Source organism: Alteromonas sp. 07-89-2, from assembly GCF_013113925.1.
Taxonomy (GTDB): domain Bacteria; phylum Pseudomonadota; class Gammaproteobacteria; order Enterobacterales; family Alteromonadaceae; genus Alteromonas; species Alteromonas macleodii.
Genome location: NZ_VTYM01000017.1, coordinates 53,961 through 77,265 on the forward strand (window position 1 = coordinate 53,961; position 23,305 = coordinate 77,265).

Genomic DNA, 23,305 nt, shown 5'->3' on the forward strand with positions numbered 1-23,305 from the left:
GCATTAGTCAAAAGGAAAAAACATGAAATTTATTAAAAGTGCGCTAATAACGACATTGCTACTTATCGGTGGTTCTGCTAACGCAGCATTTATCAATTTTAGTGACTACACTGCCACTGCCTATGGTAACCAATCCAAAACAGGTTCGGAAGTAGTGTCTAATTCCGGAAACACATTTACATTAAATGGTAATCGCTGGGTTGATATTCTTTACGGTGTAACGCTTACAAGTACATCAATATTAAATTTTTCCGTTGAAGCTACAGGCTTGAACGCAGAATTGTACGGTATTGCTTTTGAAACGAACGATACATATAAATATGGTCAAATGGACAATTTCGTTTTCTTTGGCGGAACACAACTAACACAAGTAACAAGTGAGAATTCGCTACCATCGTTTGGAAGCTACTCAAGCGGTGATGGTGTAGTGAACTTCTCCATTAATGTAGGCGATTATTTTACAGGTGTTTTTGACCGTATGGTTTTCATTTTAGACAATGATGCAAACCAGTCTGGCTCAGTAGTTTCTTTCTCTAATGTAGAGGTTTGTGACAACGCGCTCGTGTGTCAACAATCATCTGTTATAGCGGTTCCTGAACCTGCACATATTGGCCTTGCAAGTCTCGCTCTAATCGTTATGGGCGTTACTCGTCGCAGGAAAAAAATATAAGATTTAATAACTTACAGAAAAGGAAGCGATGGCTTCCTTTTTTTTGTAAGTGTAATCAGTGAAGCTTTAATTAGATATCGTCAATTTTATGTCTGAGAATGTCACGCTGGCATTATTTTGAGACTTTTTCACATCATCGTAATCTAATACAAAGACAATATACTTAACATGACCTTGGATATATTTCCCAATGGGAAATGTTATCTCTGTAGCTGGAGCATTGAAAAAGCCTTGCGCGTCCACACCCCACGCTTGAGTTCCAAAAAATTGGATAATCCGGTTGGCGGTTTGTTTATTATCAGTTTCAAAGCCGATTCCCACTATTTCAGGGACACCCACAATTTCCAACGTGAGTTTCAATTCAGTCTTCTCGGTTATCTCGTAATGAATTGGCGCTTTTATCCAATTGTTTCCTGTTAATGTTAAAGTGTGTCGAGTTTCTTTAAATGTCTGACCATATTCATATTGTTGAGAAAATGAAGTGAACTTCAGTTCTTTTGTATCCAATAGCCATGTTTTGTTCTCTAACTCTTTAGGTGACATAGAAAATTGAATAGGCTCTGTGGATGTTTGGATTGAGAAGTTGGGAATCAATGATGTAGGAGATGATTCCAACAAAGTAGGTCTATTGTCTTTGAGCATTTCAATATATGTTTCGTCATCTGAAAGTTCATTTTCGACAATATCATCCAAATTGAATTCATATCTAGCACCCACAATGCTTTCGTTGAAGCAAAGATCATTTATGCTCCTACTTTTGTAATATTTTTGTTTGTCATAAATACAAAAGCCAGATGCATTCCCAATATTTTTTGTGATGGTGATATTGTTTTGCATGTGAACCCAAAATGTATTGTCGCCATTGAAGTTTGAAGCGGCAAGGCCATTTCGGTTTGTATAAATGTAGTTTTCAAGAATTAAGTTCTGGCCAGCAGGTTGAGATATTAGCCCTCCTGCTTTTATCGCGGTCCATTCAGAGCCTCGCTCGTCACCTAAATCATGAATATAGTTATGAAAAATATAGTTTGGACCAAGTCGATTGGGTGCTACGCTTATACCAGTGTAGCCTTGGGTTAATTCATTATTGTAGAAGAGTACATTGCGCTGCCCACCGTCTAACTCTACAAGATCATCATTAGCAAAGGCTAAATAGTTCCCATAAATAGCGGAATCTCTAACAAAACCACCATTACGCCATGAATTTTGTCGGCCTTCTATAACGTCATTAAACCTGTTTGTATCAGAGCCATATAAGCGATTGTTTCTCACAATCATTTGGCCTCGCAACGCCTCATCTGGGTGGTATGCCCAAACCAGTATGGCACTAGGACCATTGGGGTGGCCGTTTCCCCAGTGATTTGCGCTCAGGTTTTGGTTGTGTATTTCGCAATTCTCGATTACAGAAACGCCTGTCTTTTGTAAGTAAATACCAGAATCATAGTTTATTGGCGAGCTACTGTTTTCGCTCTCGTACGCCTTTCCATTTTTATAAACCCCCGCTTTTCGACCATACTCCGAAACGTCACATCCCTTTATCCAAATATTATGAGTTCTGTCTGCAAAAATTCCGTAGCGCTTACCACCTTTTATTATGAAATTTTCTAACATCACGTATGACTGGCGGCCAATATGTACAGCAGAAAGAAACTCATCACCTGCGTCAATGATGGTTCCGTCGCCAATTATTTTGGCATAACCGTCTTCACTACCATAAATATCTAGCTCTTCTAAGTTAAGTTGACCGCCATTGTAGATTTCTGAGAGGTGGTACACCTTATTTGGATCGATTGGAGGGCTGTTTGCACGAGTCTTAAATGTAAATGAATAACGCTGTTCATCGGATTCATTCTTGACCATTATTTCAACTTCATATTCAGTATCCTCATCCAAATATACTAAGCTGCCCGAAAGCGCACCGTAAACAGGCTCCCAAACTAAGCTCAATCCATCGCGCCATTGAAGTTCATTTAACTTTTTAAATCTGACGGTGTTGGTGCTGTCTTCGTTTTGATTGTATAAAACGATCCCGGCTGAGTTGATCAGAGGTGTGACAGAATTTTCTAGACCACTAGCGCTTTCATCAAAAACGAGGGTAGGGTCAAGATTCATTGACACGATGGCAGTCAGTATTAAATCCTGATCTAGGTTTTCCACGCTTTGCACCTTGCGCAGCAATGCATAACTGTCGATTGGGAAAAGTTGAATCAATAATTCCAACAAATCAGGTTTTGATTTAAATACTTTATCAGCATTGACATAGTCGTTGGTTTTGTAATTTTCTAAAAGCCCTGCTTCGTAAAGCTCAACAATGGAATTTGCATGCTTCGCTACCAAATTACTTGTTTTGACTCTGCCAAACGAGTGATTTTTTAATGCAGCAACTTTAGCCTCAGTGGCTTGATTGTCTAATGGAACTAATATTCGATGGAATAACGTACCTGGTTGATTGTAGAGTTGTTTAGAAGGTGAGGTTTTATTCGATATGCTACATGATACAAGCGCAGACGAAATGAATATAATAAGAAGAGGAACGACACAGTAGTTTTTCATGAGATAACCCTGGCAGCTAAAAAAGAAAATGCGCTAAGATTTGTTCGCAAACTCTATAATTGCAAAGTTCCACGCGCAAGTTAATACTGCAACGATTTTTGTACGGTTAAGTCGCAAAAATCGTTTAGCTGATTTTTCATAAAAACAATAACTTCTATCTTTTTGATTTGTAGAAATTTAAATCGATTCGATCAACATGTAGCATGGCAGTTATGTCGACTAGGCTTACCAGCAATATTCATTCTTTATGAGCTTCTATGTTTAGCGAGACAGATAAGAAGAAACAAGAGCTTTAAGTGTTGCCTTAAATACTAAGGCGTAATTTGGTTTGTGAAAAGGAATCAACATGGCTCATGTATGCGTGATTGGAACAAGAGGCGTGCCTTCTTTCGTTGGTGGAATTGAGACTATCTGTGAAAACCTCTACCCAACAATTGTAGGTCAACATCAAGATCATAGAGTGACAATTCTCGGCAGGCTTCCCTTTGAAGGACAAACAACCTACTCATTTAAAGGCGTCGAGGTGCGCGTTTTAAAAGCGCCAAGCATTAAAGGGTTAGAAACCTTTATTCACACATTTATCGCGTTGATTTACGCTAGACTAAAACTCCATCCCAAAATAGTGCATTTACACGGTATTGGGCCGGGCTTTTTCAGCTTCTTATCTCGATTATTTGGATTCAAGACCGTAGTTACTCATCACTCTCCAGACTACAAGAGACCTAAATGGCGCTGGTACGGAAAGTGGATTTTAATGGCAGGGGAGCTAAACACGGTTATTTTTGCCAACAAAGTGATCTGTGTAAGTAATTCTTTAAAAAACGATCTTGATAAGCGGTTTAGCTTCTTAAAAGGAAAAAGAACCACCATCAGAAACGCAGGTTCATTGATTGCTCACGAAAACTGGCCTGATGACAAGCAATTGTTAGCATCGCTTAATTTGAAACCAAAGCAATACATTCTTGCTGTAGGGAGGTTAGATAAAACCAAGGGGTTTGATGATCTAATTCACGCATATGAGGCTAGCGATTTGACTAACACGAAATTGGTAATTGTTGGGTCCAATTATGAGCAGGATGACTATGTACTGGCGCTTATGCAGAATGAAAGTGAGCGAATAATTTTTGCCGGTACCAGAACCGGAGGTGAATTAGTCACCCTTTATAAAAATGCTTCAATTTTAGTAAACCCATCGTATATGGAAGGTTTTTGCTTAGTTGTTGCAGAAGCCCTGTCTGTATGTCTTCCTATTATTGCCAGCGACATAGGTGCGCACAGAGAGTTTGGACTTGAAGACGCATGTTACTTTACTAAGGGTGATGTAGATGCCTTAACGAAAAAGCTTAATACAAAGGATTACAGTTTATTTCGTTGTCGCAATGCAGAGGAACTGCAATCGAGCAATACATGGCAACTGAATGTCGACAGACATGTGTCACTTTACAACAGCTTACTCTAGTTGGGTGCGAATGAAAGACCAGTATTGTTCGGCCACCTTGTCTATATGAAAGTCTTTCGCGCGCTTTAGGCTCATCGCTTTGTATTCTTTTCGTAATGCCTCATTCTGGAACAAATTAATTGCATGAGTCAGTTCAACCCTGTTGTCGAGTGGGGCAAGAATGCCGTATTTTGCTATATGTACCTTGTCTGAATGGAAATTAACATCTGCTGCAAGAATTTCCGCAGGTCCAGAAGGGCAATTAGTCATAATAGCAGGTAGGCCGATAGCCATGGCTTCCACCAACGCATTGGGAAAGCCCTCATTGTTTGACGCGGAAATATAGTATTTTGCCCTGACTAAAATGGAAAACGGATTTTCTGCGTAGCCCAGTAACGTTACTTTGTTAGATGCGTTTTGCTGGTATATGTAATCCAGTAACTCTTGTTTTTGTTCGCCATCGCCTAAAATACAAAGATGAGCAGACTCATCGGATTTCAAATAAGCATCAATAAGAAGCTTAAAATTTTTTGCTGGAGTAAGCCTACCAGTACTGATGATAAACGAATCGGGTAGTTCAAATTCAGGTTCAATTGCACATTTTTTCGAAATGAACTCAAGATCATAAGGATTAAAAATGGTGTATGCTTTATCGGTTGTCACAGAATAGTTTTCGACTAGATCAATGGTAACGCCATTTGAAACACCCACAATAGCATCAGCAAAGCGATAGAAAGCTTTCGGTAAAAGGCCCGCAACATGTCTTTTTAGCCCTTTAAATTGGTTGTCTAAGTGACTTGTTAAATGCATTCGCTCAAACAGCAATGCTTTATGTTTCTTTAAAAACATTCTGACAATGGCATTTGAAAGATTGGCTCTCACGAGAAAACTCGCCACAACACTAGGATTCGTTTTCTTAATATATTCGTTTATACCCTTGATGCTTTTTAAGGTAGAGCCTTTGCAATCCAATATGGTAAGTCGGACATGAGAAGGTAGTTCTCTCGCCATTGGTTCATTATCTAACAGCAAAACATGTACATCTAATCCTTCTTGTAAATGTGATTGCCCTAATATATTGACGAGTGCTCTTTCCGCTCCTCCTAAACGAATGGAATTGATAACAAAGACTACGCAACTTTTATTCGTCAATTCGATTTACCTCGAAATATGAACTCCCAGTGCTTTTCTTACTCCTAAAACTAACCACTCGCTTCATCTACTTTCTCCATTTTTGCACATCTAAATTTTATTTCATCTTGCAAAATTCTGCCATTTATCATTTGTTTATTTGTATCGGTTAAACATAAAAAGTGCTTCATTTTAGGAGTGAAGATATTGAGAAAGTTCTAGCTCACTATTCAAATCCAAATCATTTCTTTAAATGTTTACCTACCCACTTAGTTTATTTACGACATATTGCCTAGTTAACAACCAAAATTTCGCCATTATCAGCTATATAGGGTAGCGGTAATGTCAGTCACTCGTGTAAACTATCGCTTTTATTTCAGGCAAGCCTTAGCGCACAGAAAAATTCTTCCTATGCTTTGGCCATGCAGTCATCATGTAAATTGAGGAAAACATGGAGCTTGACGCTATTATCAATCAGGCACAAAGCCAGATTGACGCTGCACAAGATGCAGCCACATTAGACCAAGTTAGGGTCGAATTCATGGGTAAGAAAGGTAAACTTACCGACTTACTTAAAGGGCTTGGAAAGTTATCTAACGAAGAACGTCCTGCCGCAGGCCAAAAGATTAACCAAGCTAAGCAGGTTATTCAGCAAGCTATTTCTGCAAAAGGTGAGTTTTTACGCACTGAAGAGCTTAACAAGAAGCTAGCAGAAGAAGCAGTAGATGTAACTTTGCCTGGTCGCACAGAAAAGCCAGGAAACTTACACCCGGTTAGCCGCACGATTGCACGCATTGAGTCTTTCTTTGGTGAACTAGGCTTTTCAGTTAAAACTGGCCCTGAAATTGAAGATGGTTTTCACAACTTCGACGCGCTGAACATTCCTGCGAATCACCCCGCGCGTGCCGACCATGATACCTTTTATTTCAACCCAGACATGATGCTTCGTACGCAAACCTCTGGTGTTCAAATTCGTACTATGGAAGCAGAGAAGCCACCATTGCGTATTATCTCGCCAGGGCGCGTGTATCGTAACGACTACGATCAAACTCACACGCCAATGTTCCACCAAGTGGAAGGTTTGATGGTTGATAAGAACGTTAGCTTTACCGACCTTAAAGGTATTTTGCACGACTTCCTACATCACTTCTTTGAAGAGTCACTAGAAATTCGCTTCCGTCCGTCTTACTTTCCGTTCACTGAGCCTTCAGCTGAAGTAGACGTTATGGGTAAAAACGGTCAGTGGCTTGAAGTATTGGGCTGCGGCATGGTGCACCCGAATGTACTTAAAGCTGTGGGTATCGACCCAGAAGAGTACACAGGTTTTGCCTTTGGTATGGGCGTAGAGCGCTTAACTATGCTTCGTTATGGTGTTAACGACTTACGCGCGTTCTTTGAAAACGATCTTCGTTTCCTTAAGCAGTTCAACTAAGGCAGAGAGTACACATGAAATTCAGTGAAAAATGGTTAAGAGAGTGGGTTAACCCGTCGCTGTCGGCACATGAGCTGTCTGAACAGTTGAGCATGGCTGGCCTAGAAGTAGACGGCGTTGAGCCAGTGGCAGGCGATTTTAAAGGCGTGCTAGTAGGTGAAGTAGTAGAGTGCGGTCAGCATCCTAACGCCGATAAACTGCGCGTGACTAAAATAAACGTAGGTGGCGATGAGCTACTTGATATCGTTTGTGGTGCGCCTAACTGCCGTCAGGGCATTAAAGTAGCCGTTGCTGTTGTTGGTGCTGTATTGCCGGGCGACTTCAAAATTAAGAAAGCAAAGCTTCGCGGCGAGCCATCATTCGGTATGCTATGTAGCTTCTCTGAGCTAGGTATTAGCGACGACCACGATGGTATTATCGAGCTTCCCTCCGATGCACCTATTGGCGCAGACATTCGCGATTACCTTGGACTTGATGACAACGCAATCGAAGTAGACCTGACACCAAACCGTGCAGACTGCTTGGGTATTCGTGGTATTGCCCGTGAAGTTGGCGTTCTTAATAACCTTGACGTGTGCGAGCCTGAAGTAGCTGCGGTAAACGCAACTATTGAAGATAAATTATCAATTACGCTAAGCGCTGATGACGCATGCCCGCGTTATTTAGGCCGTGTGGTTAAGGGCGTTAACGTTAAAGCAGCATCGCCATTGTGGTTAGTTGAAAAGCTACGTCGCTGCGGTATTCGCAGCATCGACCCTATTGTTGACGTGACTAACTTTGTATTGTTAGAGCTTGGTCAACCAATGCACGCGTTTAATCTTGCCAGCATTGAAGGCAACATTAACGTGCGTATGGCTAATGAAGGCGAAACGCTTACACTACTTGATGAAACCGAAGCTAAGTTACAAAGCAATACTTTAGTTATTGCTGATGACAATAAAGCGTTAGCAATGGCGGGTATTTTCGGCGGCCTACACTCTGGTGTAACTTCTGAAACACATGACATTTTGCTTGAAAGTGCGTTCTTTAGCCGTGATGCGATCATGGGCCGTGCCCGTCAGTACGGTTTGCATACCGATGCGTCGCACCGTTACGAGCGTGGTGTAGACCCACAGCTTCAGCGTAAAGCCATGGAGCGCGCTACTGCACTGGTACTTGAAATTTGCGGTGGTGAAGCTGGTCCTGTTGTTGAAGCAGTGGCTGAAGACAAGCTACCTAAGCAGGCTACGGTTACGCTTCGTCGCGAACGTTTATCTCGCGTACTAGGCATCAGCATTGAAGATGCGAAAGTAACCGAAATGCTAAACCGCCTTGGTTTAGACGTAACGCAAACCGAAGCTGGATGGGAAGCGGTTGCGCCAAGCTATCGTTTCGATATTTCAATTGAAGAAGATTTGATTGAAGAAATTGCGCGCGTATACGGTTACAACAACATTGCAAACGTGGCACCAAAAGCAACGTTGGCAATGCTACCTTCGCAAGAAGCCAAGCTGCCGTTAAACACTATGAAGTCATTGCTTCTAAGTCGTGGCTACAACGAAGCAATCACGTATTCGTTTGTAGACCCTAAAATTCAAAACGCATTATTCCCAGACGTAAAAGGTATGGTGTTACCACACCCAATTTCATCTGATATGTCGGTAATGCGCGTAAGTTTATGGCCGGGTTTGCTAGGTGCTACTGCTTATAATCAGAAGCGTCAGCAGCAACGTGTTCGCATGTTTGAAACCGGATTACGCTTTATTCCTCAACAAGATGCGCCAAATGGTGTATTGCAACAGCAAGTAATTGGTGGTGTAGTAGCAGGGCGTCGTAATGAAGAACATTGGGACTTGGGCGACAGCCCGGTTGATTTCTTCGATGCAAAAGCCGACGTTGAGGCGTTATTGGCACTTACAGGCAGAACCGGTGAGTTCCAGTTCGTTACAGGACAACACAGTGCGTTACACCCTGGCATGACGGCAAAAATTTTGCTTAATGATGAAGAAGTTGGCTATATTGGTGCTATACACCCGCAGTTCACTAAATTGCTTGGTGTTAACGGCCGTGTATTTGTGTTCGAACTAGTGGTAGATGCCATTACTGATCGCAAGTTACCGTCAGCCGTACCAGTATCGCGCTTCCCATCGAATCGCCGTGATATTGCTATTACGGTTAAAGATGAAGTGCGTGTAGGGAATGTTCTTTCTTACATAGAAAATATTGGCGTAAATCAACTAGTTGCTCTAAACTTGTTCGATGAGTACAAAGGCAAGGGAATTGAGCCTGGCTATAAGAGCCTTGCTTTGTCACTTCATTTACAAGATCCGGATAAAACCTTGGAAGAAGCTGAGATTCAGCAAGCTGTAGATACTGTGGTTAAAGGTCTGGAATCTGAGTTTGGGGCCGCGTTAAGAGAGTAAACTATGGCATTGACCAAAGCCGAGATGGCTGAACACCTATTCGAGAAACTAGGCATTAACAAGCGTGATGCGAAGGATCTGGTAGAGCTTTTTTTCGAAGAGATTAAAGGCGCTCTGGAATCTGGTGAGCAAGTAAAACTGTCAGGTTTTGGCAACTTTGACCTGCGTGATAAAAACGAACGTCCTGGCCGTAATCCTAAAACCGGTGAAGACATTCCAATTAAAGCACGTCGTGTGGTTACATTCCGCCCGGGTCAAAAATTGAAAAGCCGAGTTGAAAACTCTGCACCTGTCGACCAATAATCTTTAGGTCGTTACAATACTGAAAAAGAGCGGGGTCTCTCGCTCTTTTTGTATTGCTTCTTTTATACAGTGCCGTCGCACTGGTTTTCATATGCAATTTCTTTGGAGGAAAGTGTGAAGAAAGCACTTGTCGTTCTTGCTATTATTGTTGCTGCTACGTTTTCATGGTTTGCTTATCTGTCGCTAGATGCAGACAAACGAGACCAAGACGCAGCGCAAGTTCCGCTAATCACAGTCATGGAAATTCTTCACGCTAGCGATTTGCAGGAAGGCGTTAAGCAGGCTGTGAAAGATGGGAATATCGAAGTCGTAGACTCTTGGATGGTACAAGCCCGTGAAGTAGGGCAGGCTGCCAACCTTTCATCTGAAGATATGGATTATCTTAATTCAGAAACTGCGAAAGACTACGTCGTATTCAATGCTAAGCGCCAGCTGTACAACGAAGCGTTTGAAGCGCGTTATTATGCGTTGGAAGAGGTAGAAAAACTTAAAGAGCAGTATCCTGAAGCCAAAGACTTATTCCCTCGCACCGATGCGTTGATTGAAAAGCGTGACGCTATCATTCAACAAATTGCTGTCGCTATTTCAGGAAGCGAGCAGCCTGATGAAGCCGCGCTTAAAGAAGCACGTGAGCAATGGTTAGCCCAGGCTAGCAAGTAGCCAAGTAACGCACTCTCTCAATCTTTGTTCAATCTACTGAAATATCTGCAAACTTAGCACCAGTGAGCGTAGCTAGATCAGAAGGGGCGAGTGCCACTTCCAATCCTCGTTTTCCAGCGCTTACGTGAATAGTTTGCAGATTTTCAGCGCTGTAATGAATAACGCTCGCTAAGCGCTTTTTTTGCCCTAAAGGGCTTACACCACCAAGTACGTAGCCTGTTGCAACCATTACCGCGTTTGCGTGCGCCATTTCTACCTTTTTAACACCTAACGCTTTAGCCATTTTCTTTTCGCTAAGTTTGGTGTTTACAGGGACCACGGCCACGGCAAGCCTGTTATTATCTGTACTCACTACCAATGTTTTAAAAACGGTATCCGCGTCAAGGTTTAGCTTCTCAACCGCTTCTAGCCCGTAAGATGCCGCATTTGCGTCGTGTTCATATTTTAAAACGCTGTGAGCGATACGCTTTTTAGTAAGCAAAGTGATTGCAGGTGTCATTCTACCTCTTTTTTGTAAAATGTTCGGCTATGTATCGGCTGGCTGGGTAGCAGAGGGGTAGCTGCGTGTGTTGCGTAGTCGTTAAAGCCAGTTGTAAAAAATTTTGACAGTGGGTGGCCGGATTGTCCGCCAGGTAGTGTTAGAATGGCATCCTCTAAATGGCCAGGGCTGACAAATAGTCGCTCAGAGGCACCAAAACTAGGTGCTTGTACAGCAGGCATGTATGTATCACCAAAGCCTTCTACTTGTTGCATGTTTAACATATCTCCAACTAGAGGAATTTGATCAGCAAATGGATGTTTAACAGAAAGTGCGTTCACCTTGCCCCAGGCTAATGTTTCCATATTAGCTTCTACTGGTGAATACTTGTCTAACAGCTTGTGTTTGGCGCGCCTGTAAGCGTCTACAAGTAGCTCGTCGAAGCTTTCAGTATCGTTAGGTAGCCAAGAGTCAGGCTGACTATGAATAAGTTGCCACACAGCAGGTTCAATGCCACGTAAGAGTGTACGGCTGTTTACACCTTGTTGGTCTAACGTTGAAAGTACGCCTCCAAAAAGGGTTTGTACCACTTCCTGCCTAAAGTGCTTAACTAACGTGTAGCCAACCGAATCTTCACATGCGCATTCGCCCCATGTGTTTAGGTAAGCGAGGTCGGGTTTAAATTCAATGTCTTGCATATTGAGCAGCCCATACAAAAGGTGCTGCCAAGGAATAAGAAAGCGGGCATGATTATCTAACTGAATGGCGTAAAAGTCAGTCTCAGTAAAGGTGTCTTTTTCAAATAAACGGTCTCTTATTTGTTGCCCGCGTGCACCTAGCGCATAACCACCGTCGCCCCAGATTTTGAAGTCATCAGCCGAAATTACTCTGGCATTTGCAGTCCATATTCTTCCCATATCGGGGTTTAAAACCATGGGAAGCTTTGATGCGCGCTTTGGTGGTGCGTTTACTGCTTCTTGTTCTTTTATAGCAGTGAATGAAGCCTGCTGCCTTTCCATAACCGCGCCGCCAGGAAGCCAAGCCGCATTGCCGCTTTCATCAACAATCACGAGGTTTTGCGTGGGAATAGCAATGCGTTGGCCCATCTTTATCGCTGCTTGGACATTTTTTGCATTGCCGAAGTTCATTATTCCCAAGTTCGCAGCAAACGGATGATGCGCTACCCAATTAAGTGCATAGCGCTTGCCATTGAGTTCTTTCACTGGCCCATACGAGCTTATTTCGAACTCAAATGTATGTTCTCCGTCAGGTAAAGGAATACGCTCTGTTACCGTACTTGTGGCCGTCGATTCGCCTAGCTCAATCCAATCTACATTGTCTAAATTTGCATTCGTAAAACCCCAAGCGATATGCCCGTTGGTGCCTACAACAATGCCAGGAATACCCGGCAGGGAAACCCCAGTTACCTGCACATCGCCGCCCGATTCTTGATAGTTAAGCTGGGCGCGATACCAGATGATGGGAACCCGCAATCCCAAATGCATGTCGTTTGCTAAAAGGCCTGCGCTTGTCGTGGTGTGACTCCCGGTCACCGCCCAGTTATTGCTACCAATATCAGGAAGCTCAGTACCGTTATATTGTGCACGGGCAATAGCAGTATTGTCGCTATCGTTTGAGTACTGAGTAGTCGCGTCTTCAGGCTCTTGCTTAAGACTCTCGTCATTACTATCTTCTGGTGAGTGAGTAATTGTGCGTAGCGATGCAGGGTACTCTGGAATAGGTGCTTCAAGCAATGGTATCTCGCTGGCATCTAGCGCTGCTTGATAATTACTCGGCTGAGTAATGAAGCTGTATACATCATTCCCAAATGTTGAAAGCAGCGCCTCTCTTGCTAAATCAAGTTCTACTTGGCTACCTTGTAAATCCAAATACATACTGTAAATCACAAGAATACTGTCGGTAGGACGCCATTGTTTTATATCAACGCCTGCAGCTAGGTATTCAAAAGGTGGCAACGTATACTCAGACAATGCGTCATTTACGCCGTGGGCGTAACGTACGAGTAGTTCTTGTTGTTTTGAGGGAAGGTTATCGAATACGGCTTTTGCTCGTTTCTCAAATTGATGAAAGCGGGCTTTCTTATCGATATCGAGGGCAATGTCTCCCACCCATTGTGACAAACTGCCCGATGCGGCGCGGCGCTGTAAATCCATTTGAAAAAAGCGATCTTGAGCATGAGCAAAGCCCAGTGCATAGGCTGCGTCGAAAACATCGTTGGCTTTAATAACAGCTTGGCCTAGTTCGTCACGGCTTAGCTCAGTAGGTGCGTTTACGTGATAGGTGGCGCTATTTCCGTCAAGTGCGGGCAAACTCATACGAAGCGAGATGTACAACCCCAATACCGTTAAAAAAAGCAGTGCTAAAACACTTAAAACCAACCACTTGAACCAATTTATCACGTGTAAAACTCCCTATTTTTCTCTATCCTAACCACAGAACTTGCAAAATTGAAGTGATGTTTTATGACACATACTAAGGCGGTGCCGTGGGGCCATTAATGTTGGATTGTCAGGCCGAAGAACTTCTGCCTGAAGAAAAGGAAAAGTTAACACATCCAGTAGTGGGTGGCGTTATTTTATTTAGCCGCAATTACCATGATAAGCGTCAGCTCTCTGCGCTGGTTCAAGATATAAGACGCTTTGCAAAGCGTCCAGTATTGATCGCCGTCGATCATGAAGGCGGCCGCGTTCAGCGTTTTCGTGAAGGCTTTACTGCCATACCAGCAATGGGCGATATTTTAAGGCAGTCAGAGCATCAAGATGAAAGTGCTGCATACGCAAAAGCGTGTGGATTAGTATTGGCTTATGAACTTAAAACCCTAGATATCGATTTTAGCTTTGCCCCGGTGCTTGATATAAATGGTGTATCGCAAGTTATTGGTGACAGGGCATTCTCAGACAATGCAGACGACGTTATTCGCCTTGCCGCTCATCTAATCCAAGGTTTAAAAGCCGTAAATATGCCAGCTATTGGAAAGCACTTTCCAGGGCATGGCAGTGTAGCGCCAGATTCTCATGTAGCGTTACCCGTCGATGAACGCGAATTTGATGAAATACGCAGTACCGATATGGTGGTCTTTGAACGCTTAATTGAACGTGCGTTGCTTGATGGCGTTATGCCTGCCCATGTTATTTATAATCAGGTGTGCGATAAGCCTGCGGGTTTCTCAACTAAATGGCTGCAGGATATCCTTAAACAGGATCTAGGCTTTGGCGGCGCAGTATTCTCTGATGACTTGTCTATGCACGGCGCAAGTGTTGCGGGAAGTTACGTTGAGCGTGCTGAGGCTGCGCTGGAAGCAGGTTGTGATATGGTACTTGCCTGCAACAATCCGAAAGGGGCTGAGGCTATCCTTGATGGATTGGAAATGCGCTTTGCTAATCCGTCTAACAGCGATTTACAAAGGCAAGAGCGCGTTATGGCGCTTTATGACCGTGTTATGCCTGCAGGGCTAAAAGATAAATACGACAGTGGGGTTGAGTTGGTGAAGCGTTTAAGCGAACGGTAGTTTTTATAACTACCGTTTTTCGTTTTCTTTTTTTTAATGCCGGCCGCTTAAACTGGTACTTCGTCTACGCCAGCTTCTATATTTATAAATCGTGCAAAAGTGAAGAGAAAATCGCTTAAGCGATTTAAATAGGCATGTACCACTTCCGGCACGTCATAATGTTTAGATAGGCTAATGACAGCACGTTCAGCCCGGCGGCATACTGCGCGACAAACATGAGCCTGGGCAGCAGCCTTACATCCGCCAGGCAGCACAAACGACGTATTAGGCGGCATTTGACGGGTAATATTGTCTATAAGGCTTTCTAGGTTCTCAATATCAGTTTGTGTCAGCGTTGAGCTTGCTGAAATAGCAAAGCCAGCTTGAAACAGGTTGCGCTGAATGTTCTGGAGCATTGGCTTATGTTTGTCAGTAACATGCGCTGCTAGTAGCCCGATGTGGCTATTAAGTTCGTCCATATCGCCGTAGCTTTGTACTACTAAATCATCCTTATCTACACGTACGGCCTTGTCAGCGTAAATTTGCGTGCTGCCCTTATCACCAGTGCGAGTGTAAATCTTCATAAAAACCTAAATCTCTCTATCAATCGCATATGTTGTTTTTTGTATTTAAAACCAAAGCACTTACACTAAGCGTTTACTCAAATCACTCGCTAACGTCAGGGCGGTTGTAGCGACGAATTTGTACTACAAAACCAAACAGCGGGTGGTCGAAATAATGCAGTTGCGTACTGATTACACGTCTTTGCTCAGCTAACGGAACTGAAACCAGTTTGTACGCTGTTGATGTCGCCTGACGGGGCTTAGCAGCATTACCAGAGCTGTCATCTTCACTGCTGAAGTAGCTCATTGGCACCGGCTGGCGATAAAACATCTCGCCATCTACATGAAGGTAGGGTACGCGGTTAATATACTTAAGAAATACTTTGATAGTGCCGTCAATTTCCCAAATGGGTGTTCTTAACGAAGCATCGGTAGTGTCATCTTCACCTTGCTCTACAATCATCGGCGTATCAAGCGCTTTAAATGCGCCATACTCTATAGCCTGTGGGTTTGACAAACGGCGGTTCAAATCGGCAAAAATATCTGAAACAGCAAGAAATTGATCAGTGCCTTGCGCTGCAGTTTTATCAGCTTCAAAAGCAGTACTTACATCACTTAGGCTGTTTTCATCTGTGCTCGATGTATTTCTATAGTTATCATTATCAGTAAGAGCGGCGGTGGAGCCGTAACCAAACTCTGGAGCGGAATCGTCAGTTTCACTGTTTACATTATCAACGTGTTTTGGAGCTCGCATATCACCGTTCAAGTCAAACTGCTGCGCGTAGTTTTGCCCACCGTAAAGACGCACGTTGAAAGCTTTGTTCTTACCAAACATAACTGGCTGACGCCAGGTTGCATGAAACAAACGTTCTAGCTCGCGATTAGAACGTATTTGGCGAGAAATTGAAGACAGTGCTTGCTGATTACTAGTAAGCAGATGCGCTTTTGACGCAAGCGGCCAGTCGTGCCCTTCAATGATAATAGGTAAACTTGCTGGAGCCGGCAGCCTATTATCCGGCTGATTCACCTTCCATACGATTACAGGTTGAAGCGCGCTGCTTCTAGATTTTCCCTCGCTTGTCGAAACCCCTGAGTTTAGTACTTTGTCGCTTTGTACAACAACATTAAGTGCAGTGGTTACCTCAGCGCTAAGCCATGGCTTTGCTTCTTCACAGTACTTAAATACAGGCACCGTGACAGGTGAGGAATCTTTTACGCCGAAGAATGACGTCCAATAGCTGGCGATGGTTGCAGCATCAGGAGCGGGTGTAGCGTCGTCAGTGATGACCCCCTCCTTTGAGTAGTCAAGGCTATCGCTATAGTCGGAGTCTGTTGACGAATAAGTAGCGCCATACTCACCGCCATTAATGGTTTCGCTTTGTGCCTGACTCGCTACGTCTGGTGTAGGAGATGGCTCATTGGCTGTTAAACCAGATGTTTCATTATATCCATAGCCAGTTTCTTCAGAGTTAGAGTTAGGAGACATGTCACCGTACTGCGCACTGGTACCTTTAGGCAGCGACAAAAAATCTACATCTTTTGCGGGCACGCTCAAAAGTCCGTTGCTAGGCCACTTAACTGATGTATCAGCGCCGCAAACGGCTAACCCTTGTTTTAGATAGCTTATATCAGGCGAAATGATATCGCTGATGATGTCTGCCTGAGCGCGAGGGGATGACAAGTTGTCAGCTAAAGAAAACTGCTCTTCTAACTCAGTTAGTGCCACGTTGCGCTTAAACGCAATAACTTCCACATCGAACCACCAGTTGTCATTGGCGTTAGCTGCAGTTGAAATTGTCGTTAAGAAAACGGCGCTTATTGATGCAACTAACGGGCACCAGCGAGATAACTTCATGTTACCGCGACTCCTTTGCAAAATCGGCAATAATATCGCTAATAAACGCGATACGCTCTTTAGCTGTTTCGGTCTTTTTCACCAAACGCAGTTTTTGGCTTCCTTCAAACTTAAAGGTGTTTGGTTTGGTTTGCACCAAACTAATAATATAGCCTGGGTTAACCTTAGTGGTTTCTTTAAACTCTATGGTACCGCCTTGGGCCGACAAGTCTACTTTTAGAATGCCTAACGCTTGGGCTTTTAGTTTAATTTCAGCCACTTCTATCAAGTTTTTAGCTGGCTCTGGCAATAGACCAAAGCGGTCAATACATTCTACCTGGAATTCATCAATGTCGTCTTGCGACGTACAGCTTGCCAGACGCTTATATAGCGATAGGCGAGTGTTAACGTCGGCAATATAGTCTTCAGGCAATAGGGCTGGAATACGCAGTTCAACTTCGGTATGGCCCGAGGTCGCATCGTCTAATGAAGGCTCTCGGCCTTCTTTAAGCGCGTTAACGGCTTTATCGAGCATATCCATATACAAACTGAAACCAATACTCGCTATTTGCCCCGATTGGTCATCGCCTAACAGCTCACCGGCACCACGAATTTCTAAATCGTGGGTAGCAAGCGCAAAACCTGCACCTAAATCTTCAAGCTGAGATATAGCTTCTAAACGTTTTACTGCATCTTTGGTCATGCGCTTTGGATGCGGCGTTAATAAGTAGGCGTACGCTTGATGATGCGAGCGACCCACACGGCCACGAAGCTGGTGCAGCTGCGCTAAACCTAAATGGTCGGCTCTATCCATAATAATGGTATTCGCACTTGGTACGTCGATACCTGTTTCAATGATGGTAGTACACACAAGTACGTTGTAGCGCTGGTGGTAGAAGTCGCTCATTACGCCTTCAAGTTCACGCTCGCGCATTTGGCCGTGACCCACTGCAATACGGGCTTCGGGAACGATTTCAGCTATTTCTTCAGCCGTTCGCGCAATGCTATCCACTTCGTTGTGAAGGAAGTAAACCTGACCACCACGCAGAATTTCACGCATAATGGCCTCGCGAATAACGGCTTTATTACGCTGCTGTACAAAGGTTTTAATTGATAATCGACGGGCAGGGGCTGTGGCAATAATCGATAAGTCGCGCATGCCTGATAACGCCATGTTAAGCGTACGAGGAATAGGCGTAGCGGTTAACGTTAAGATATCTACATCGGCACGTAAGGACTTAAGTTTCTCTTTTTGACGCACGCCAAAGCGATGTTCTTCGTCGATGATCACAAGGCCTAAGTCTTTATATTTAATATCGCTAGACAGCAGTTTATGTGTGCCTACTACGATATCTACTTTGCCTTCGCCGATGCGCTCAACCACAGATTTTTGCGCTTTACCGCTCACAAAACGGCTCATCACTTCAATTTCAAACGGCCATGCCGCGAAACGGTCTTTGAAGTTCTCGTAATGTTGCTGAGCCAGTAGGGTAGTGGGCACCAAAATCGCCACCTGTTTACCAGCATTAGCAGCAAGGAAGGCCGCGCGCATGGCAACTTCGGTTTTACCGAAACCTACGTCACCGCAAACGAGGCGATCCATAGCCGACGGACTGCCCATGTCGTGCATAACCGCAGCAATGGCTTGGGCTTGGTCAGGCGTTTCTTCAAAGGGGAAGCTGTCTGAGAACGCTTGGTAGTCGTCCCAATTTATTTTGTAGGCAAAACCTGGCTTGGCTGCACGGCGGGCATATACATCTAATAGCTCGGCGGCCACGTCACGAACTTTTTCGGCGGCTTTTTGCTTGGCTTTTGTCCATGCGTCAGAACCTAGGGCGCTAACTGGCGCGCTGTCGGCATCACCACCGGTGTAGCGTGAAATTAAGTGAAGCGATGCCACGGGTACGTAAAGCTTAGATTGCTTGGCATACTCGATGCACAAATATTCGGTTGCTACGCCGCCCGCGTCCAACGTTTGAAGGCCCAAATAACGGCCAACACCGTGATCGAGGTGCACCACAGGCTGACCAATAGAAAGTTCGGCCAGGTTGCGGATAATGGCGCTTTCGTCGGTGGCAGTGCGTTTATCGCGAAGGCGGCGCTGACTTACTTTCTGGCCTAATAGTTCGGTTTCCGTAATAAATAACAGTTCGCCTTCCTGGGTTTGCCAGCGGAAGCTGTTATCAACCATACCCACGGTAATGCCAATGTTGTCGTGACTTGCGATAAAATCGCTAAAGCTATCAACAATCTTTGGCTTGATACCAGCTTTGGCAAGTACCGTAAGCAAACCTTCTCGGCGACCTTGGGTTTCAGCGCAAAACAGTACTTTAGCCCCGTTGTCAGTGGCTTGATTTACCGTTTTAATGAGTCGCTCAGCAGGTACTTTTTTCTGCGAGTTAATCGCAATATCATCAAGCTTTTCGCACTGAAGGTTGCTAGTACCTGATTTTTCTTCAAGTACCTTGCTGGAAAGGGATGCACGTGGCCACTGTTTTATGGCACCAAATAGCTCATTTATAGGTAAAAATAGCTCGTCTGGTGCAAGCAGTGGACGTGCTAAGTTATAACGATACTGCTCGTAGCGTTCTTGCACGTCGGCCCAGAAAAATTCGCTGGCGTCTTGCACATCACCGTGAAGTAATAGCAGGCTTTTAGGGTGAAGATAGTCAAAAAGCGTGGCGGTTTTTTCAAAGAAGAGGGGAAGATAATATTCCACACCGCTCGGCATGGTGCCCTTGCTTACCTGAGAAAATACGCTTTCAGATGCATTGTTTGCGTCGAACTTTTCTAGAAACTGCTGGCGGAAAAGCGTGATTGCCTCTTTGTCTGTAGGAAATTCTCGTGCTGGAAGCAAGCGAATTTCGTTAACAGCCTCGCCAGAGCGTTGGGTTTCAGTATCGAAATAGCGAATGGAGTCGATTTCGTCATCAAACAAGTCTATTCGAAATGGCTGGTCGCTTCCCATTGGAAAAAGGTCGATGATGCTGCCGCGCACCGAGAATTCGCTGTGGCTCATTACCTGACTAACATGCAGGTAGCCGGCTTGTTCGAGGTTACGTCTGAACTGATCTCTATCTAAGGTGTCGCCCTTATTTAGCATAAGCAAATACTTTGCTAAATAATCGGTAGGGGCTAAACGCTGCATTAACGTGTTAACAGGCACTATGAATATGCCTTCGCCTTGCTGTGTAAAGCGAAATAGGGTTTCTAATCGCTGAGAAACAATGTCTTGATGGGGCGAAAACGAATCGTAGGGCAGTGTTTCCCAATCTGGAAACAAAGTAATAGGTGTCTGCTTTGTATTATCGCTTAAGAAGAAGGCTATTTCTTTTTCGAGCTTCATTGCCGACGGTGTATCGGCGGTAATCAGTACAATAGGGCCTTTGTATTGGCTAAGCGCCTGGCTGATACACAGCGCGGCACTGCTGCCTTGGAGTTGGCCCCAGTGTTTGTGATCTTGTGATGAGGCTTCTTTTTTAGGCGCAGGTAATGGAAGCGATAATAAAGTGGCTGTCATGACGTCCTGTTTTTTAAGTGCAAGATGAGTTTTACGGCTTATATACTGATGTTAGGGTCTATTCAGATCCCGCTTTTTTTTCTTTTGCCCGCTTTCTTAGCTGTTGCGTTTGAATATGCAAGCTAGCGCGAACTAAAAGCTCCTGATCTTGCTCTCGAATGGTGTTAAAAATAAAGGCGATATGGTAACGGTCTTCTGCTTGCTCGCAAGTAATTACTTCGCCAAAACAAAATATTGCTGCAGCTTCGGCATCCAAGAAAAGTTTAAGTTCCGCTTTGGCGCCTACATCCAATGCTTCTTTTGACTCAATAATGACACCGCCACCACCCAGTTTGACTGTTTTGAAGCGAAACTCTGGCTCGTCTTGCTGATGCAAAACGAACGACATCATCAAGTCAATTTTTCGAGACTGATGGTTTAAGTAGTCAGCTAGCGATTCGGCGTGGTCACTTAAATTGCGAAGCGGACGAATTGCTTGCGCTTCAATAGCGGCCATTTCGCTGGCAATGCGAAATGCATACGGCATCGACTCCTCTAAGTTCTCTTCATCAGGCACTACTTCGTCTACGCCTAACGGGCGCATATTGGCGTTTATGCGATGTGCGATAGAAAAATACTCATCGAATTGGGCTTTTTTTTGTTCTAGGCTAAGTTCGCTCACATCATTCCTCTGCCACTAATTCTTGTGCAGTTAGTAACTTATAAGTAGTATACCGTTCACACGTAGTATACTCACTTTACTATTTTGGGGTTAACCCGTCATCTCGTCTTTGGGCTACTTATCTGAATTTCTCATTCATTAAGCATAGCTAAACATAAGGCAGATTACCGTATTACTGAAAAGCAAGGCGCTATGTTTTATCCTCTTTCTGCATTCATTGCTTATCGTTATGCCAAGTCTAACAAAGCAAGCCAAACCAGTTTTGTTTCATTTATTAATCGATTTTCAGTGGCGGGTATTGCACTGGGATTGATGGCGCTCATTATCGTTGTGTCTGTTATGAACGGCCTAGAAGGTCAACTAAAACAGCGCATATTAGGCATTGTCCCCCATATTGAAATTACAAAGACACCCATCATAAGCGAGAGTCCTAGCAGGAAATCCAACGAAAACGAAGTTACAGAGACACCCACGCAAACTGCAGAAAAAACGCAGACAGTTACTTTGAAAGAAATTAGCGAGACACCCATCGAAGGCGTTGTTGCCACTATGGCTTACAGGGAAGCTGAAGCAGTAGTGCAGTCTCGCTCGGACCTGCGTGGTGTTCAGGTTCACGGTGTTCAACCTGAAGTAATGATTGAGTACACTTTGGTAGCAAACCACATGGAGCAGGGGCGATTTAGCGATTTAACTGAGGGGAGTTTTGCTGCCATTATTGGGCGCTCACTTGCCATTAAACTTGAAGCGCGGGTTGGAGACCGATTGCGGGTTATGGTGGCAGGCGCAAGTGTGTTTACACCTTTTGGAAGAATGCCAAGTCAACGGCTTGTAACCGTGGTGGGTGTCTTCGATATGGGCTCGCAGATGGATGACAAAGTGATGTATATGAACCTTAAGGATGTGAACCGCTTAATGCGAGATCCTAAAGGTAGCGAACAATCGCTTCGACTCTTTTTAAATGACGCTTTTAACTATCAAGCAGTTGTTAGCACGCTCACCGATAGGGTGGGTGTCTCTGTAAATAATATGAAGACTTGGCGTGAGCGTCAGGGGCCGCTATTTGATGCCGTCAAGATGGAGAAGAACATGATGACACTCATGTTGCTGCTTATTATCGCGGTGGCGGCATTTAATATCGTTTCGGCACTGGTAATGGTGGTAACGGAAAAACAAGGCGATATCGCAGTACTCCAAACTCAAGGTATGTTACCCAGTTCAGTAATGTGGATTTTTGTGTTAAACGGTTTGTTTAACGGCATTAAAGGCGCTGGCATTGGTCTAGTATTAGGCGTAGTGATTACGCTCCAATTAAATAACATTTTGGACCTTATCGGGTCGCCGTTAGCCTTAGCGGCAGACGGTAGAGGGCTGCCAATTGAAATGGACGTTGTACAAATAGCAGGCATTACTTTGCTGTCTTTGCTACTGTGTGTTTTAGCCAGCGTTTATCCAGCGCGCAAAGCGATGAAAATTGCACCGTCGCAAGCGCTCCAAAACGAATGAATCGCTGAATTTACCGTGCAAGTTAGTGCAAAATTCACTATACTCGCGGTCTTTTAAATTTTGCCCAGTGAGACGTCATGAATAAGAATTTTATCACCTCGCAATCGCTTCTACAGGATTCCTTTCGCCTAGCGGCAAAGGTGTATGAAGACGGCTTTCGCCCCGACTTTATTATTGGTATCTGGCGTGGTGGTGCTCCCATTGGTATCGCGGTTCAAGAATTCTTTGAATTTAAGAATACGTCAACCGACCATATCGCAGTACGTACATCGTCTTACTACGGAATAAACAAACAATCGAAAGAGATCCGTGTGCACGGATTACACTACTTGGTAGAAAACGCGAATGCTGATGACAAGTTGTTGATTGTTGATGATGTTTTCGATTCAGGCCGCAGTGTAGATGCACTTATCAAGCAAATTAATAAACTAATGCGTTTGAACATGCCTAAAGATATTCGCATTGCATGTCCGTGGTACAAGCCGCAAAACAACACAACAGACATCGTGCCAGATTATTACGTTAACGAAAGTGATGAATGGCTGGTTTTCCCTCACGAAATTGCGGGATTGTCGGAAGAAGAAATTCGTGAAGGCAAAGGCGAGCTGGCTGACGTTATGGACATTTTGTTCAAAAAGTAGTGAGTAATTGC

At 44.1% G+C, this 23,305-nt stretch carries 17 protein-coding genes; 9 read left to right on the forward strand and 8 right to left on the reverse strand.

Translation table 11 applies throughout. From position 1 onward, the window contains the following. Positions 1–22: 22 nt before the first annotated feature. Positions 23–670: a PEP-CTERM sorting domain-containing protein gene (locus F0261_RS12600; protein WP_171338131.1), complete on the forward strand. Its 648-nt coding sequence runs from the start codon at positions 23–25 to the stop codon at positions 668–670. 66 nt (positions 671–736) lie between these two features. On the opposite strand, the gene F0261_RS12605 is transcribed toward F0261_RS12600, so the two are convergent. Beyond that, complete coding sequence (locus tag F0261_RS12605) at positions 737–3,220, reverse strand: right-handed parallel beta-helix repeat-containing protein (RefSeq protein ID WP_171338132.1); 2,484 nt, start codon at positions 3,218–3,220, stop codon at positions 737–739. A 346-nt stretch (positions 3,221–3,566) separates the two neighbouring features. Here F0261_RS12605 and F0261_RS12610 point away from each other — a divergent pair, with 346 nt between their 5' ends. Next, a complete protein-coding gene (locus F0261_RS12610) occupies positions 3,567–4,679 on the forward strand; it encodes a glycosyltransferase family 4 protein (RefSeq protein WP_171338133.1) in 1,113 nt (370 codons plus the stop codon). Here F0261_RS12610 and F0261_RS12615 read toward each other — a convergent pair. Next, positions 4,671–5,810 carry a glycosyltransferase gene (locus tag F0261_RS12615; RefSeq protein ID WP_171338134.1) on the reverse strand — a complete coding sequence of 380 codons (1,140 nt, stop codon included), beginning with the start codon at positions 5,808–5,810 and terminating at the stop codon, positions 4,671–4,673. The two genes, F0261_RS12610 and F0261_RS12615, sit on opposite strands and share 9 nt — an antisense overlap. A gap of 430 nt (positions 5,811–6,240) precedes the next feature. Between F0261_RS12615 and pheS the strand changes: the two genes are divergently transcribed. The 4 genes from pheS (at position 6,241) to F0261_RS12635 (ending at position 10,586) form a co-directional block, all read left to right on the forward strand. Beyond that, on the forward strand, positions 6,241–7,221 hold the full coding sequence (gene pheS, locus F0261_RS12620; RefSeq protein ID WP_012518127.1) for a phenylalanine--tRNA ligase subunit alpha: 981 nt from the start codon (positions 6,241–6,243) through the stop codon (positions 7,219–7,221). Between the two features lie 14 nt (positions 7,222–7,235). After that, complete coding sequence (gene pheT / locus F0261_RS12625) at positions 7,236–9,623, forward strand: phenylalanine--tRNA ligase subunit beta (protein WP_171338135.1); 2,388 nt, start codon at positions 7,236–7,238, stop codon at positions 9,621–9,623. Positions 9,624–9,626: 3 nt separating this feature from the next. Beyond that, positions 9,627–9,926, forward strand: coding sequence for an integration host factor subunit alpha (gene ihfA / locus F0261_RS12630; RefSeq protein WP_014949129.1), 300 nt, complete (start codon positions 9,627–9,629; stop codon positions 9,924–9,926). A 114-nt stretch (positions 9,927–10,040) separates the two neighbouring features. Continuing rightward, complete coding sequence (locus tag F0261_RS12635; RefSeq protein ID WP_171338136.1) at positions 10,041–10,586, forward strand: hypothetical protein; 546 nt, start codon at positions 10,041–10,043, stop codon at positions 10,584–10,586. Between the two features lie 28 nt (positions 10,587–10,614). Here the strand turns inward: F0261_RS12635 and ybaK are convergent, their stop codons facing one another. Continuing rightward, entirely contained in the window at positions 10,615–11,085 is a 471-nt protein-coding gene (gene ybaK / locus F0261_RS12640; protein WP_171338137.1) for a Cys-tRNA(Pro) deacylase, read from the reverse strand. Beyond that, positions 11,082–13,484: a penicillin acylase family protein gene (locus F0261_RS12645; protein ID WP_171338138.1), complete on the reverse strand. Its 2,403-nt coding sequence runs from the start codon at positions 13,482–13,484 to the stop codon at positions 11,082–11,084. The genes ybaK and F0261_RS12645 overlap by 4 nt, the downstream gene beginning before the upstream one ends. Before the next feature lie 98 nt (positions 13,485–13,582). On the opposite strand from F0261_RS12645, the gene nagZ reads away from it, so the two are divergent. Beyond that, on the forward strand, positions 13,583–14,593 hold the full coding sequence (gene nagZ / locus F0261_RS12650) for a beta-N-acetylhexosaminidase (protein WP_171338160.1): 1,011 nt from the start codon (positions 13,583–13,585) through the stop codon (positions 14,591–14,593). 47 nt (positions 14,594–14,640) lie between these two features. On the opposite strand, the gene F0261_RS12655 is transcribed toward nagZ, so the two are convergent. From F0261_RS12655 to F0261_RS12670, 4 genes are all read right to left on the reverse strand, one after another. Further along, the gene (locus F0261_RS12655; RefSeq protein WP_171338139.1) at positions 14,641–15,156 is read right to left on the reverse strand and encodes a cob(I)yrinic acid a,c-diamide adenosyltransferase; all 516 of its coding nucleotides are present in this window, start codon (positions 15,154–15,156) and stop codon (positions 14,641–14,643) included. Between the two features lie 82 nt (positions 15,157–15,238). Next, positions 15,239–16,990, reverse strand: a complete 1,752-nt coding sequence (locus F0261_RS12660) for a CsiV family protein (RefSeq protein WP_171338140.1) — start codon at positions 16,988–16,990, stop codon at positions 15,239–15,241. A 1-nt stretch (position 16,991) separates the two neighbouring features. Further along, positions 16,992–20,489, reverse strand: a complete 3,498-nt coding sequence (gene mfd / locus F0261_RS12665) for a transcription-repair coupling factor (RefSeq protein WP_171338141.1) — start codon at positions 20,487–20,489, stop codon at positions 16,992–16,994. 58 nt (positions 20,490–20,547) lie between these two features. Further along, positions 20,548–21,150, reverse strand: coding sequence for a PilZ domain-containing protein (locus F0261_RS12670; RefSeq protein ID WP_171338142.1), 603 nt, complete (start codon positions 21,148–21,150; stop codon positions 20,548–20,550). Positions 21,151–21,342: 192 nt separating this feature from the next. Between F0261_RS12670 and F0261_RS12675 the strand changes: the two genes are divergently transcribed. Together F0261_RS12675 and F0261_RS12680 are read left to right on the forward strand one after the other, a co-directional pair. Next, a complete protein-coding gene (locus F0261_RS12675) occupies positions 21,343–22,653 on the forward strand; it encodes a lipoprotein-releasing ABC transporter permease subunit (protein ID WP_171338143.1) in 1,311 nt (436 codons plus the stop codon). A 77-nt stretch (positions 22,654–22,730) separates the two neighbouring features. Beyond that, positions 22,731–23,294, forward strand: coding sequence for a phosphoribosyltransferase (locus tag F0261_RS12680; RefSeq protein ID WP_014949139.1), 564 nt, complete (start codon positions 22,731–22,733; stop codon positions 23,292–23,294). The last annotated feature ends 11 nt before the right edge of the window (positions 23,295–23,305 follow it).